Annotated in this window: 3 protein-coding genes; 2 read left to right on the top strand and 1 reads right to left on the bottom strand. The window is 51.7% G+C overall.

Translation table 11 applies throughout. The features are described 5' to 3' along the window. Positions 1 to 36: 36 nt before the first annotated feature. The gene (locus tag EKK48_15125; protein RTL40592.1) at positions 37 to 5103 is read right to left on the bottom strand and encodes a hypothetical protein; all 5067 of its coding nucleotides are present in this window, start codon (positions 5101 to 5103) and stop codon (positions 37 to 39) included. Positions 5104 to 5451: 348 nt separating this feature from the next. Between EKK48_15125 and EKK48_15120 the strand changes: the two genes are divergently transcribed. Both EKK48_15120 and EKK48_15115 read left to right on the top strand, forming a co-directional pair. Continuing rightward, entirely contained in the window at positions 5452 to 9612 is a 4161-nt protein-coding gene (locus EKK48_15120; protein RTL40591.1) for a hypothetical protein, read from the top strand. 317 nt (positions 9613 to 9929) lie between these two features. After that, a partial coding sequence (locus tag EKK48_15115; protein RTL40590.1) for a hypothetical protein occupies positions 9930 to 17373 on the top strand: 7444 nt, incomplete at its 3' end.

Genomic DNA, 17373 nt, shown 5'->3' with positions numbered 1-17373 from the left:
CACGAATTCGTCTGACGACTTATGGACGCTCTCTTTCTACAAAGCCGCCTCACTCAAATCGAGCAGTTCCAGCGTATCTGTTGTGATCGCGGTGTAGCGATTATAGTAAAAGCGCCAATTGCGTTGAAAATCTTCTATTGCCATTTCGCGAGACACTGCCGCCGGTAAGCCGACCTCGAGGCAAGTCCTGGCGCCGTCTATTTTGTATGTCCAGCGAACAGTTTTTCCGTTTTTCGATTCATACGCTGCCACTGTCGTCCAGCGACCCTCGAGTGTGTCTCTCTGCAGCTTGATACTGTAACTGGTGTCATCGTTGTCAGTCAGAATCATGCGGCACCGCTCCCAGAGTTTCTCGATTGACATCTGTCGGTCAATTTTGCAGTGAGGCGATGCTTTTGCTGGAGCCGGTTTACGTGTCAGGTCGACGTCCAGCTCTTTGCCGGACAACTGCGCAATTTCTGTCAGTTTTTTCAGTAGTTTGAATTCTTCTATTTCTTCCTGGTTTGGCAACAGCAGTATGTCACCGCGATTTATTTGAACGCGAGGTCTGCCGACGACATCGACTGCGGTGCTCAGATTGTTTATCTGGCATATCAAAACCCACATGTTTACGTCTTTCAAAAGCTCGTCGTTCACGGCTATCGACTGCAGGGTCTCACCGAGCCTGACCTTGTGGTGACGTCTGTTGCTGGGTTGTGCTGATTCCTGTTCATCTTCAGGGACTTCGTCGAGATTGACTGAGTTTCGGTTGCCTGCAAATCGTAACCGGTAAAGAACTAATGCCATCGGACTGCTCACCGGTCCTTCTGGAGTCATTACCTGTGGTGCTGTTAGCGGTTTCAATCGAGTCGCGAAATCGCGAACCGTTGTAGGAGCTTCGTACTCTTCGACTCGAATCGGCGTAGGATCTTCCGGTGCAATCGGTTCACCGCGCAAGGCAGCGCCGTTTGCATTGAAATAGTGTTTGCGGTGGATGGCGACTTCATTGGGTGTTGGAATCCAGAGATATTGACCTTCATAGACTGTTGATACTGATTTGCCATTTACGACGGTGAAGATAATTTCTGCTCTATTGATTGTGACGAGCAGCTGGACGAATCTGACGTCGCCGAGAATTTTTTGCGCAATGCTCTCAAGTGTATCTTCGCGCTGGACCAGGTATCTGACTCGATGCTGTGTTTGCGCAATAGAGCGTGCGGCCCACTGCTGCTTATGGATTCTCTTCTGCTGAACTTCATCGGCTCTTTCCAGAACTTTCAGGAAGTCTGAAAGCCGCATTGCTTCTACGAACGAGGTTGTGAAATGTTGTTTGACGTCTTGATGCGAATCGGCATCTCTTGTTTTGAGCGCGTCCAGAAGTCTGATTGCTTCTTTGAAGCTGGGCAGCTCCAGGACCTCTGAGGGCGATAGATTTTGATTCTGTCTAAGTTCATTGAGAACCTGCCTGATGGCAGCAGCTTCTTTGTGCGTTGCCACAACGTCCGCTGGAAAACCGAATGGCGTTGGCTTTGCTCCTTCGGGGGGAATGCCCACTCTGTCTGCGATTTTGCTACTATCTATTCCGTCAGCAATTTTAGAACCATTCTGTTTTGGCGCGGATGAGTCATTCTGGATGGGTGACTGTGACAGTGCACTGTCTATCTTGATGTTGTTTGCGCCGTCTGGCTTAACTATTGGACTTTCATTTTTGACAACAATACCGTCGAATTTGCTCGCCGCATTGTCGGTGCGCACTGAGCTGCTGTCGTTTTTGATTCCGGTGATGTCGGTGCGCACTGAGCTGCTGTCGTTTTTGATTCCGGTAATGTCGGTGCGCACTGTGCTGCTGTCAGTCTTGATTCCAGGATTGTCGGTGCGCACTGCGTTGCTGTCGGTTTTGATTCCGGTAATGTCGGGGCGCACTGTGCTGCTGTCGTTTTTGATTCCGGCGTTGTCGGTGCGCGCTGCGCTGCTGTCGTTTTTGATTCCGACGTTGTCGGTGCGCACTGAACTACTGTCGTTTTTGATTCCGGGATTGTCGGTGCGTGCAGCGCTGATTTCATTTTTGATTGCAGGATTGTCGGTGCGCACTACGCTGTTGTCTGTTTTGATTCCGGGATTATCTGTGCGCGCCGATCCGGTATCAGTCCTGGTGGATGGGATGTCGTTGCGGGCTGCCATTCCATCATTCTTGATTCCTGGGTTGTCGGTGCGTCCTGACCCGCTGTCGACTTTAATGGCGGCATTGTCTGAGCGCGAATTCGTACTGTCGACTTTTGTTGAATCAGTTCTTCCGCTAACTATGTCTGTCCTGATTTGAGTGTTATCTGGTTGTTTGTTGGCAGTCGCATCTAGCCGCGCTTCGTTATTTCTGATGCCGGTAGTCTCGACTATTTTGCTTGCTTCGTTTGTTCGCGTCCCTGAAGTTTCACCGCGCGTTTCGTTATTTCGATTTGCTGAAATTTCGTTTCGCTGTTCAATGCCGCGTGTTGCTGTGTTTTCTGAACGAACTTCGCCTGGTTTTGCTGGTGAAACGTCTGAGCGGAGTTCACCTGCTTTTTGTTGCGAGAGTTCAGAGCCGGCGCGAATTCCTGTTTCAGTTCGTCCTGCTTCGAATTTCCCGACTTGACTGTCTGGTCGAATGTCTCCTCTCGCTTGATCTCCTCTTTGATCAGACTGTCTGGTGATTCCATCATTAGTGGTTCTATTTGCTTCGGCTCGATTGACACCATCAGTGGTATTGGTGCGTTGGCTGTCCGCTGGTCGGAATTCTTGACCAGTTCTGGAAGCATCGGGAGTACGAGCGTCGATTCCAGTTCTGGAGGCATCGGGAGTGCGAGCGTCGATTCCAGGTCTGGAAGCATCGGGAGTACGAGCGTCGATTCCAGTTCTGGAGGCATCGGAAGTGCGAGCGTCGATTCCAGGTCTGGAAGCATCGGGAGTACGAGCGTCGATTCCAGTTCTGGAAGCATCGGGAGTACGAGCGTCGATTCCAGTTCTGGAGGCATCGGGAGTACGAGCGTCGATTCCCGGTCTGGAAGCATCGGGAGTGCGACCGTCGATTCCAGTTCTGGAAGCATCGGGAGTACGAGCGTCGATTCCAGTTCTGGAAGCATCGGGAGTACGAGCGTCGATTCCCGGTCTGGAAGCATCGGGAGTACGACCGTCGACTCCAGTTCTGGAAGCATCCGGAGTGCGACCATCAATGCCGATTTTCGCGCTGTCTTGTAGTCGAGGATCGGCTCCGATTCTGGCGTTGTCTGCCGTGCGTGCGTCCTGCCCGGCTCTAGGGAGATCGGTTGGTTTTGCTTCGGCCGTTCCTCGTGGATTCTCTAGCGATGACGGTCGTAACGGATCAGCCGCAGGCGTTCTCGTTACATCTTGCCCTCGTCCATCAGTTACGCCTGGTCTCAGTGCCCCGTCTATCAACTTTCCGTCTGTGTTGGTCACAGGAGTATTTCGTTGAGCTGTATCTCCCGGTATTGGGGTTCTGCTGTCTATGGCATTTCGAGTGGAATCTATTCCAGTCCTATCAGTTGGTGCCGTTCGGTTTGTGGCAGAGTCTATTGGACCTGGTAAGCCGGGTTTTGATGGTTCCAGAGGATTTGTCGGACCTGGTTTTGCTACTGTTTGGGTGTCTACTGTGGTTGGTTGTCCCGGTTTTGCAAATTGTGTATTGTCTGGACTGTTTGTTCCTGGTCGGACCACAGTACCTGTATCGCCGGGCATTGGTTGCGTATTTCTGGTCACGGATGTTGAGTCGGTGGTGGAATTCTGCCTGGAATTCGTTGTATCCAGGTTCAGCGAGGGTTGTTTATCAGTTCCCCCAGGTAATGCGGCAGTCGTTCTTGCAGATAAAGAATCAGAACTTATGGTGGTGGGCAAGGGGCTGCCAGGCACCGGATTTGGTGCCGTAGCTGGTTGTCTGTCTGTCGTTTGATTTGACCTGGGTGGTGTCACTACATCATTGTAGTTAAACCTATTTAGTTGATCATTCCATGTCGCTGCTACCTGTCGCACTGGGATAGCCCCAGCTTCAGTACTTGCCTGGGCCATGACCGCTGACCTCGGCGGATTTTGTATGGTTGCAGGTACTTCTCTGGCAGGAATGCTGTCGCGAACTGTCGGATTGCCAATTTCAGATCGTCCAACCGTCTGTGGTGCAGTTAGTGGATTTGTCGGCGCCGATTCGGACCTTGGTATTACGCCAGACTCAGTTCTTTGCGTGAGCGGAGCGGGTACCACATCGACTTTGTTCGAGCTAAGTGGAAGTGTCTCCGGGCGATTTGCCTGAGGTTGCAATATTGTCGGTTGAATTGCAGGTGGTTGAATTCCCGTCGCTATGTCTGTGCGAGAAGCGATATAACCGTCGTTTCGTATTGGTGAAGTGATAGTTGTATTTATTTGTGTGCCCGAGGATATTGCCGCTATGGGCACCGTCTGAGGTGACACATCCGGCTTGATCGCCGGAGTTGAAATCTGGTTCTGCGAATCACGCGTCAAATTTTGCGGTGCAGGTTTACTGTCAACTGTTGGTTGATTTGCGGGCTCGACTCTTGCTGGAATTATCGCTGCCGGCTCATAAACGGGGGGCGTTTTTGGCGCAGTTGCAGCAGTATCATACCTGGGGGCTGGGGCTGAGGTGCCCGCAGACCCATCTGCGGTCTGGGCTACAGGTACCTGGGCGCTTTCCTTTAGCACTCTGAGGATGGGAACTTCCGGCTGTCCATTGTTGCTCAGACGCGGCGCCGCTGTGTCGCACTGCATTAAGTTTCGACAGGTGGGATCTGCGGGCGCAACTTGAGCTTTGAGCAAGCCCGGTTCAGGACTAAGTAAGTTAGTTGTCAGGGCGCTCCGAATCAGCGGTGCTTGCGTTCCGATTGTCAGTGATTCTGCCGCTCGGACTACTGAAGCCGTAGTATCCGAGACGGGTTTCAGTAGATATGGCTTGCTGTCAGTGCTTTGTGAATACGCTGAGGCGGTTGGCTGATCTACCTGTGCGCTCGCATATCCAAAAGAGAAGAGCAGATGCGCAATGGTACTTTCGCGCTCGCTACTAACTTGCGTTTTATTCTTTTGAGAGTCGGTTTGTTCCAGACCCGCGCTTTGAAAAATTGAACCCATGCCGCCATCCGCGTGTGGTATGCCACTTGCAGAAGCAAGTTGCTTCGTTGAAATGCGGAATTGAAAGAGTTTAAAATCCCGCCTATTTTTATGTACACGCCCCGACATTTGACTGGACACGAATTACATTAAATGTCCCTCGATGTGGGGCAATTTAGGCGCTGTTGCTTGTTGACAACGCCCCACTGCTGGGGCTATTATTCTTAACGCTATCTTATATATGGATGGCTCGACTGATTGGTCGGCTTCTCCGACTTTTACTAATCACAATTTCACACGAATTCTCTGGCAACCCTCTTGGGTATGTTGAGTGAGAGACTAGTTCCTGTCTTATTTCCGGAGATCACCATGACTGAAATTTCGTCGTCGGACAGCCTCATAAAGGCAGACGATAAGAAGAGTCCTCCCCCAGAGAAACATCCCGCTCCGGCCGCCTCGGGTACTCGCGTAGGGGATGGCGCCCATAACGACACGTCAGGTGGCGGGACGCATGAATCTTCAGAAGATGCCTTCCGGGCCGCGATCGGGCTTGAGAGTGGAAACAGAGGGAATACGCGATACACAGCTGAGCAGTTCAATCGTGATGTCGGTCAGGGTGAGGGAATTTCGCGAGGGCAAGTCGTTAAGTATACGGACGCCAATGGCAACACCATTCAGGGCGGTCAGTACCATAATCGGGACGGCACATTCTTCAAAACTCCTGAAGGGGATACTTACAAAGTTCAGTCAGAAAATGGACGATATACCCTGCAACCTCAAAGAGAAGGGCAACCGCCTATTGAAGCTACGCAGCGTGATGTCGTTTCGAACAACTTTGGACGTTGGGGAAATAGAAGAAATAACGATAACGACGCTTCTGCAAGCCAGGGCGATAAACCGGCGGTGGACAAGCCGGTAGCGGAAAAACCTGCAGCCGTAGCTCCAGTGGCGCCAGTAGTGGCGCCCGCCGTGGCTCCGGAGCGAGTAGTACCACCGGCTGGTACTGATAAGACGGTACCAGTGGTTAACACCACTGGTGGTGTCGAGCACGCTGTTGTGGCTGCTCCGGCAGCTGCTCCTTCAGCAGCGCCAAAACTCGATCCTGCGGCATTCTATAATTCGTTCAAGGGTGCCAATGATCAACAACAGCGTGATTTGTTAACCAGCAGTCTGAGCCAGCTTCCAAGAGAGCAACAGCGAGACTTTATTAGACAAGTTGCTGAAGTGGGGATCAAAACCGATCGTGCTAATGCCGGCGATGTAATAAACGACTTGAGACAAACTGCCCATCAGGTTCGGTCAGGGATGGACAATCCAGGTACTTCCCAGCCGGCACCGGCTGGAACTGACAAGCAGCCAGTTGCACCGGCAGGCACCGATAAGCAGCCAGCTGCGCCGGCTGGCACCGACAAGCAGCCTGCTGCTATCCCTTCGACACCAGCGAAAAGTGAGCAGCCGGTGGTGCAACCAGGTCAGCAGCCGATACCGGCGAGACTGGATGGCGGTGCACTTAAACCGGATAACTTGAATCCGGGTGGTCAGTGGACCAAAGGTAATGGCGACAACCAGCCAGTCGTGCGTCCGAATCCAGGAGGTATTGATGGTCAACCGGTTCGGCAGGTAGATCCAGCGAAGGTTGTGACAGCAGTTGAGGGTGTCATCCTCAAAGATGGAAACAAAGGCAACTTCACGCCTGGTGGCGACAATGCCGCGCTTCGCGGACTTCCAGGTCAACCGGGGCAAGGACCGATCGATCCTGCCGTTCTGGCGCAGAAGTTACAAAACCCTGGCATGCAGCCGGTCGATAGAATTGGGGGTGACGGTAAGCCATTTCAACCGGTTCAGTTGCCACCAGATTTGACTCGTGGGCATGGCGGTGATGGCAAAGATAACCCTGGTGTGCAGATAGCCGCTCGTGGTGCCGGTGGCGACCAGCCGCAGCCAGCGTTGCCGCAACAGAGAAATGGTATTCCTGGTCTGGATATGCATGATCCGCAGACCCGGCAGTTCCTTGCAGATGCTTTGAAACAAATTCAGTCCAATAAGATGGGTGACTTCGATCCGCGCAGTCAGAATCAGAATCTGCAGGATATATTGAAAGGATTCGATCCGCAAAAAGTTGATAAATTGCAAGCATTTTTGAATCCTGATGGAAAGGGACAGATCACCGATGCTGCAGTCGGTAGGCTGGCTTCGCTGCTTACTCAGCCAGGTGATCGAGTGGCGGGAGCCCCAGTCGATATTACTCAAGGTCAAAAGATGGCTATCGACAGGTTGACCGATCTGGTTCGAGGCAACCAGAATTTGATCGATTTGCAGTCCCTGCAGGTCCGTGATGCTCGGTTGATGCAAGAGATAAACAGACTTGTAGGAGACGTTAATAAGCAATTCGGATTCGAAGGCAAGAACGTGCTTACTCTCGGTGACATCATCGGTCGCTCCCTTGATGGTACCAGAGGTGGTGAGCGTGGTTTAGAAGGTAAGAGCGCTCTGGCACCGACCAATCTTGATCCGCTTACATTTACGGCAAGGCTTACTCCGCAACAAGAGCAAGCTATACGCGCGCTCCTCGATATGAAAGATGCTCGTCTTGCGAACCAAGATACACATGCAACTCAACGACAGACAGACCTGCTTGGTAAAAATGAACCGGGCATCAAAATCGAGACGACCGTCAAAGCTGAGCTTGCCAATAAAGCTGAGCAAAAGCCAGATGGGAAGCATGAGCCAACCGCCAAAGAGTTAGCTGCAGGAAAAGAGTTGCCTGTTAAAGATGCTCAGGGAAGAGAAGCAGCGGGCAAAGAGCTTGCTGGAAAGGAGATTGCCGCAAAAGAGCTTGCTGGAAAAGATCCGACAGGCAAAGAATTACCCGGAAAATCCGACAAGGATATGACTGGCAAAGACCTCGGCATAAAAGCAGAACTTGGAGTAAAGGGAGAACTTGGCGCAAGAGGGGAGATGCCAGGGCGGCCAGATCTGGTTATTCGACCTGAAAGCAAAGACGGTAAAGATGAGCGCGGCGATAAGCTCGATCCTCATTCTCCTTTTGGAAAACAAGACGGGTTGGGCAACAATCTCGACGGCAAAAAGGGCAAAGACGATAAGGAACTGGCCGAGAAGCAGAAAGACGAGAAAGAACGTCTGGAAGAAGAGCAGCAACGCCGAGAAGCCGCTTTGCTTGCACTCATGGCAGACCGCAAGGTTCGGGAAGACAAAGAGAAGCAGCAAAAAGAGCAAGAGAAACTCAAGGACAAGAAACAGGACGAAGACGCTCGTCGCCGTCGTTATGTCGTTAGAGAGCGAGATACTCTCGAGTCAATCGCATCAAAACAGCATCGCGATGCGAAGTTGGCTCCATTGATTCATGAAATCAATAAGAAAGAAATTGCCATGAAGTTGGAAAACGGTCGTGAGGTTCCAGATCTGCGCGCTCGTCAGGTGATCTGGTTGCCGTCCGAAGTTGATATTCGAGAATTCCGAAAACGTTTACATTCTGGCTCTACTGCACAGTCTGCGGGTGACGAAAAACTGTCGGCAGAGGAGGAATTGGCTGCACGGTTCGGTGCAAATTGGGATGGTACTACATCTGGTGATGCTACTGAATCTGGTGCTGCCGGCGGGGATTTAAGTGCACCATCGATGACACCAGAGCAGCTGGCGGCTGCGCAAGCACGCAGGGCCAACATTGAAAAATTGCTTGGACCCATTGCCAAGCAAAAGCCGGCCGATGGTCGCATTCGCTATGTGGTCAGGCTTGGCGACACACTAAAGACGGTGGCAATGAAACATCCATCATTGCAAGATATTTCCCTCTGGCCGTTGTTAGCGGAGATAAATGACATTTCCGTTGAGACGGATCAAAAAGGCACACCTTTAGCACGATTGTCGCGCGGATCCACGATTTTGATCCCGACCGCTCATGAGGTTGAGTACTTCCGTGAACATAACGGTGTCAAGGCACCAGCGGGCGGCAGGTCGACAAAGGCCTGCCCTCAGTGTGGCCGACTGAGCGCGGTAGGCGCGGCAATCTGCGGCGCTTGTGCTCATAGCTTCAATCTCGACTCGAGACCTCCATCTGTGTCTGATGCCGGCATGGTCGTCATCCAGGCCGCTGGATTCGTGCAAAAACCTGGAGTTCCTCTGACCAAACGCCCGGCCCCTCCAGAAACCGTCGAACTCGAACCGGCGCCAGTCATCCCGCCGCCGCTCTATGATGCGCAAGCTCAAGTGGCGGTCGTCCAACTCGATGAACAGACTCGCCTGACCCGATGCATGGTTCATGGCGATAACCCGTCGACTGTTGTTGTCGTAGAAGTCAGTCGGGATAACGCCTGGAAATCCGTGGTGGCTTACGAAATTTTTGCACAGAGTTCAATGCGTCATGAATACTCTCCTCGCGGCGATCGAAAGAGCGTTCGCATCGACTTGCCAACCGAAGCGATTTTGGAACTTTCGAACAACGATTTGAAGACAAACTGGAAGAATTATCGAGACCGTTATTTTGCTCAATTAATTAGCCTGAACCGCTGATCTGGTCTGACCGGACAGAATTAATCTAGATCCGATAGTTTTCTTGTCTAATGGACAAGAAATGTTGGATAGATGACATTATTGGCACACGGATAGGAGTATATTGACATCGGTGCGGGCGACGGCATTTGCCGGTAGCCCTGGGATCCCCGGAGACTGGCTGAGTTAGTCGACTAAGGCAGACGGTTTCATCTCTTACTACCGAGTGCGATTGCGCTGCCACTGAGGCTTTAGCCTTAGACGACTAATTCTCTGAAAGTGTCTGGAAGCGCAGGAAAAACTGAGCAAAGTGACCGTGAAGACGGTTCTGGTTTCTAATGGTTGAAACACCTCCTCCAACTGATGACTCGAAGAAGCCGCCAAAAGCGACTGATAAAACCACGGTAGGCGAAAAAAAGCCAGCCGAAACGACGCTCAACCTGACGAACATCGTTGGTGATGGTGACAGAAGAACGACTCTCACTGCCGTTCGTCCTGCAGGCAAGAGCATTGATGACGGTTTCGGCATTGACGACTACACGAATATAACTGCCAAGGTGAACACTGCCGGTCTGGTTTCGGCTCCCGGCGGGGAATTTGCGCCGAAGCAACCCCCCGAAGTTAAGCAACAGTCAGGACCTTTTGTTGTTTCTCAAGTGAGTGATGGAAAGGTTGTCCAGGCCAATCCTGAGGCTCAAGCTCTGGCAGGACCTCAACAGACTACGCTCAAACCCGGCGACGCTAACTTCATTCCTGCTGGATGGATTCAATACCCGACTGGACCAGCTCCTGAGGTAGCGAACGCACCCGCGACCGATACCGCCATAATTTCAGGACCGCCAAGACAGATCGACCAGGGTGTTGATGCGACTGGTCAGCATCTGGTTCAGACTTTGAATGCTGATGGCAGTTATGTGACCAAAGATACGAACCGCCAGCCGCCGCGTGTCGTAGCCGAAAAGGATTCGGCCGGTCGTGAATCTAAGTTTGTCTATCAAAACGGTAATCTTGTCGAAGTCGATAATGCCACCGGCAACTGGAAGTTGAGCGCGGATGGTAATACCTGGCAGAACGAGAAAGGTCAGACTTTCAAGGGTTCAATCACAGTCAACGACAGCACCGGGTCTTTCCAGTATCAAGATCGCAGTACCGGAATTTCAACCACCTGGAACCCCGACGGCTCTCACCAGGTTCAGTTCAAAGATGGCACCAAATTCGATGGCAAGGATTTCGATGCTAATGGTAAGGCTACAATTGTCAAAGATGGCGTCAGCACCTCATATTCGCTTGACGGCAATAAAACGGTAACTAATCCGGACAAGTCGACAATCCAGTCGAATCCGGATGGTCAAGTTACGAAGATAACCACACCAGACAATAAAACTTACGAATTTCAGTACGATGCCAATGGTCGAAAGACAGGCGTCAAGAATGAGTATGGATGGTGGCACTCTCCTGATGGCGGCAACACCTGGGTGAATGACACCGACAAGACGAAGGTCAAAGGCACTTTCGATGTCACCCGTGATGGTACGTACACCTTCACTTCAGCGCCAAAAGCTGGTGATAAATATCCTGAAAAGGAAACGCGAACTGCAGACGGCACGGTCATCATTCAGAAGGGCGATGGCACGAGTGTTTCCACTCAAGCGGATGGTTCCACCGTCAACCGGGACAGCCAGGGACGCCCGACTCTGGTTACCAGCGCTGATGGTAAATCAAAGTACACCTTCGGCTATGACGGAAATACGACTACGTTTACGAACAGCAAAGGTGACTGGACTTCGACAGATGGTCAGAACTGGACACTTAAATCAGATGCAACGCAAACATACAAAGGCACTATCGGTGTAGACGAAAAGGGTAATATTGTTCAGACCGATGCAGGCACCGGCATCAAACACCTTACACAAACTGATGGATCCACGCTTGAGGTGCGTCCTGACGGCTCCAGTCTGCAACGCGATAAAGAAAATCGCATCATCAAAGAATCAGATGCCGGCGGTCATGTATCAGAGTTCACTTACAACGCCGACGGGACCATAAAGAGCACGAAAAACGAGTCGGGCACGTGGACATCGGCAGACGGCAAAAACTGGACGAACGGCACTGACACCTGGACTGGCTCGATGGCAATCGACCAGTTGACTGGCACAACTGTATATCAAGACGGCAAGGGTGTTAAACAAATTGCCAATCTTGACGGAACAAAAGTCGCAGAGAACCCGGATGGTTCGCAGCTTCAGTATGACAAGGCTGGCCGTCTGTCGACTGTCGTTGATGCACGCGGGCAGTCTTCGACATACACCTACAATGGTGACAAGCTTTCTGATATCAAAACTCCAACCGGCACTTACCACTCCGTTGATGGCGGCAACAGCTTCGTATCAACAGATGGCTCGGGTAAGGTTATTTCCGGCGTGCAGCTCGATGCCAGCGGTCAGCTCAAGTACAAAGATTCTGCGTCAAACAGCACTGTTCAGAATCTCGACGGTAGTGTAATCACCACTAACCGAGCTGGTAGCGTAACCAATGTAATCGACGGCAACGGTAAGACATATTCCTACAACTACGATGCCAACAATAAGTTGGTTTCATTCACTTCACCGGCTGGTTCTTTCAGCAGCACAGACGGTGGCAAGACCTTCAGCAACGGCACGACAACCTTAAACGAAGTAGCCGTCGATAAGAATGGAACGCTCAATTATCATGACTCTACCGGCGCCAGCACACGTTTGTACGCTGATGGAAGCAGCTATGTCTTCAAGAAAGATACGTCCAGCATCGAAACAAATAAGTTTGGTCAAGTGACCGAAATCTTCGATGCCAAAGGTAATCGATACAGCTTTGGTTATGATGCAAAAGGCAATTTGACTGATGTGCAAAACGCAGACGGTCACTGGAAAGCTACCGATTCTACCGGCAAAAATTGGGTCAATGATAACGGTGATAAATGGTCGGGCAGCATCACTGTTAAGACTGACGGGACTTACTCATTTACTAACAATTTTGGCGAAAAGAGTACGGTCGATATCAAGACGGGAGATATCACCACGCGCATGCCTGACGGCTCTAGCCGTGTGCAGGGCGTCAACCCAGACACTGGTGATAAATACCTGAAATCAGCAACAGATGCAGCAGGTCATACTGTCAAATATGACTATGATCCTGCAACTGGAAAATTGAAATCAATAACCGATGGTACCAACGTACTGACCTCGACTGATGGCGTTAACTTTCAGGGCAAAGATGGCACTACTTACACTAATCTGAAGATTAGCGACAACGGGCTGCCATCGTTGACTGATGCTGCAGGAATGGTGCACTCGCATCAAGCAGATGGTTCAGTGATTACGACGACCAAAGATGGTCATGTCAAGCAAGTAATCGACAGTGTCGGTAAAGTCAACAATTTTGATTATGATGCGCAGGGTCTGAAAACCATCAATAGTGGTGGCACCATTTTCGAGCGCAACGCTGATGGTACGTTCACCGACAAATCAACACCGCCAAAGACATTCAATGTCACTGTCGGCGCCGATGGAAGCCAACAATGGGTCAGTACCGACGGCAACACGCAGTTAACCATTCGTGCCAATGGATCGCAGCTTGAAGTCAACTCGTTTTACGGCTTGCCTTCCTCGACCGTTGAACGCGATGCTACCGGCAAAGTATTGGGCATCGAAGATGCCCAAGAACGATACACGACAGTTAAGTATACAAACGGTCAACCATCGCAGATCAGTGATGGAACTAGAACCTGGACGCTTTCTGCAGACGGAAAGACGTGGACCAGTGACCTGCGCGGTGACGCACCTTTCAAGGGCACCGTCACAATCGATAGTCACGGCAATCAGGTCTGGACCGATGCGAACAGCAAAGTCGTAACTACTATCAACTCAGATGGCAGTACGATTAAGGCTAATCCGAACGGTTCTCGCGTTGAGACTAATGCCTACGGCGATAGCACTACATACGTGCATGCGCCTGTTAACGGTAAGCAGACCGAAGTGACGGTGGACGCAAACGGCAACATTCGAGTCAAGAATGGAGCTGATGGTTCAGTTCTCACACAGGAAAATGGCTCAGGCAAATTTACTCTTACGGATGCTCAAGGGAACGTATTGCAAACAGGTAATGGTCGCATTACGGTTGATTCAAAGACTGGCAACACGACTATCACCAATAGCGATACCGGCAGTGTTCAGGTGCTTCGAGCTGATGGTGTAGGACAAGTCGCCAATAAGGCAGCTGATGGAACCTATACCGATGGCAGTGGTAAGCCGGTCGTCGTGACGCCGCCTGCACCGATTCCGCCGGTTGTACCGCCGACTCCAACAGCTCCTGTATTTGGGCCGAAGCCTAACGTGCCGGAAGTTCCCAGCTCACCTTTAGGCAAGATTGCCGAGTCGGCGCCTGTAGTTAAAGCACCAGAAGTGGTGCCGGTCGTGCAAGCGCCTGCTGGTCAACCTGTCGTGACAGCACCTGTGAAGGCTGATGTTCCTCAACCTGTCGTCAACAACGGTCCGCCTGTTTATCAAGCGCCGCCACCGCAGTCTACATTCACTCCACCGGCAACGAAGATTGCTGACTCCAATACTGTCGGGCTGGTGGCTACGACGATGCGTGTCGATCCTCCAGCACCTAGAGTCGAGCCTTCTAACATCAGCTACGGCGGTGGTGGACCGGGTGCTCCTCCAGTTGTCGAAAGGATAAGCTCGTCAAGCAACGCGCCGGAGTTGTTTAAGCAAGTTGCATCAACAGACAATAACACCGGATCTCGCTACACTCCGATTGATAACCCTGTGATCAGGTCGGAGAACTTCAATTCGTCCAATAATTCGAACTCTATCTACAATGCAAACAGAGATACTTCCTCTGTACGACTTGATGTGCCTCCCGTCAGGCAAGAGCAGCAGCCAGTTAATCAACCAGTAAGCACGCCGGAGCGTGTTCAAGCAACACCTGAGCCTCCGAAACCCGTAGAGGTTGTGAAAGCACCAGAGGTTGTAAAAACTGCAGAGCCTGTCAAAGCACCTGATGTTGTGAAGGCGCCAGAAGTTCCAAAGGCACCAGATGCGGTTGTTAGTCAAACTAAACCCGATGTCATTACGCAGCCCACTCAGCAGAGAGATGTAACTCCGCCGCCGACGGTTACACCGACTGTTGAGAAAGATAGCTATGGACGGGTGACATCCATAACTGATTCTGTTGGTAATAAGACTTTGATCGAGTATGCGCCTGGCCCGAATGGACAGCCAGTGCGGGTCAGTGATGCGAGCGGCAATACGGTCTACACTCTCAAAGATGGCGTGTGGACCAGCCCTGGGGCACCAGCCTTTAAAGGTACGCTCACTGTCGATGCCAGCGGTAAACAGACGTGGACTGATTCTGCAACACAGGCATTTAAGACGATTTCGCCGGATGGCTCACAGATGATCGTCAAAGCTGATGGTTCGAGAGTGGCTATTAGCCCCGACCATCAGACAACCACTTACTATCTCGCTCCTGTGAACGGCAAGGTCACGGAAGTAACGGTTGGACCGAACGGAACCGAGATTAAGAACTCCGAAGGTTATCTGTTGCGTCAAGCTAACGGCAACGTTTTGACCGTCTTTGATCCAAAAGGAAACGTGATCAAGGAAACGACGGGTACGGTGACGATCGACAGCAAGACTGGCATGGTCACTATTACTCCGATGGAGAGGACGACAACACAACCGCCGGTCGGCACTCCAGTAGTTTTGCCTGGACCGATACTCGGTTACCCTGGTACCACCAAAGATAACGGTACGAACTTCTACGGTCAGCCAGTTGAAGTGAAGGCACCCTCTGTGCCGGTTACTGTCACTAATGGCAGTGGCAACAGCACCGGAAGCAGTGTTGCTGTAGGACCGGTTCAAGCGACGCCGGGACCTGTGAACCTGGGCTCAGGTGGTACGCTCAATCTTTCCACGAACACTGGAGTCGCGATCGGTAGCGCCAACGGTAGTGTGGTCGTCAATGCTACAAATAATGGACATGGAAATACCGGCAGTTCAACTGCTGTTCCGATTACGAATACGAATGGAACTGTCACCGGCACCGGCACTAATGTTGCCACTAATACTGGAACGGTAGTTGCAGGCACTACCGCTGCCGCTAACACTGGCACTGGCACTGTAGTCACTGGTGCGAACACCGCGAATACCGGTGCAAATACTGCAAACACATCTGCAAATACAGCAGGCAACGTAAGCACTGCTAACGTCAACACTGGAATCGTCAACACTGGCAATTCTACAACTGTAACCACAAATGCTGGAACCAATCTCGCTTCGAATTCTACGAGCGTCAATACGTCTGGTCAGACGCTCAACTCAACAGCTACTACAGGCACAGTATCATCGTTGCCTTCAGCATCAGCCACTACAGGTAGTGCCAATAATGCTACTACTAATACCGGTACTTTAGGCAATTCCGCAGGTACTAATATTGGCGCAAATGCAAACAGTGCAACGACCAATGCTGGAACCACCAACGTCGGTTCGACAGCTAATGCGGGAACCGTCAATACAGGTTCGAATGTCGGCACCGGTGGCACTCTCAACACGGCGTCCGGCAATGCTACTGGTACTGGTGGTACAAATACAAGCAACGCGGGAACAGCCACTGGCGCTACTAATGTTGCGGGTAACTCTACCGCTAACAATGCCGCGACCACCGCAGCTTCTGTAATCAATTCTAATAGCGGAAATTCAGCTAATAGCTCGTTGAGCCTGTCGACGGCAAGCGGTAACGTCAATGCATTGCCTGCAGTCAATATTACCGGCAAAGACCCTGGTACTGGAGGCACAACCGGTAATGTGAGCGGTTCTGTCGGAGGCAACCAGACCACCGCCGGCAATGTGTCAAGCCAGAATTCAGGAAATTCAACCGGCACTTTAGGCACTGCGGCCGGTTCGAACTTGGCTGGAACTGCCAATAGTGGTGTCACAACTGGTGCTAATGCCTCTTCTAACCAGAGCGCGGCTGTTGGAACTGGCACGGCCAATTCGACAGGCAACGTTGCGAATAGCGGTGGTACCTTGAGTTCTCAGGCCAGCGGAACTGCTTCCAATGTTCTTGGTGGAAATAGTGCAGCGAATGTAAGTTCCAACATTTCAGGTACAGGCACGTCGGCTGTTAACACCACTGGTACGAACGCTGGCACGAATGCCGCTTCAGGTGGAAACACTGCTAATGCTGGGAACACCGCTTCAGCTGGAAACACTGCTAATGCTGGGAACACCGCTTCAGCTGGAAGCACTGCTAATGCTGGGAACACCAGTGCGGCTGGAAGCACCGCTAATGCTGGAAACACCACTACCGGTGGGAACCTGGCTGGGAACAGTGCTGGTAACAATGTAGTAGTCTCCGGAGGCGCAATGGGTAACGCCACCGCTTCACAGACCGGAGCTACTGGGGCGAATGCTGGTACATCCGCTACTGGATCAGGTGCAAATGCCGGTTCTAATGTCGGGGCTAACAGCGGATTAACTGCTGGCGCAAATCAGGGCACTCAAGGCGCAGTGCAAGGCGGTGCCAATCAAGGAAGCGCCGGTACAATGCAAAGTAGTGCCAACCAAGGAAGCGCCGGTACACTGCAAAGTGGTGCCAACCAGGGAAGCGCCGCTACACTGCAAAGCGGTGCCAACCAAGGAAACGCCGGTACACTTCAAAGTGGTGCCAACCAAGGAACCAATCAAGGAAACGCCGGTACAGTGCAAGGTGGCGCCAATCAAGGAAACGCCGGTACAGTGC

It is taken from the genome of Candidatus Melainabacteria bacterium, from assembly GCA_003963305.1.
Taxonomy (GTDB): Bacteria; Cyanobacteriota; Vampirovibrionia; order Obscuribacterales; family Obscuribacteraceae; genus PALSA-1081.
Note: the sequence above shows the minus strand (reverse complement) of the source record. Positions and strands in the feature narration are given on the sequence as shown.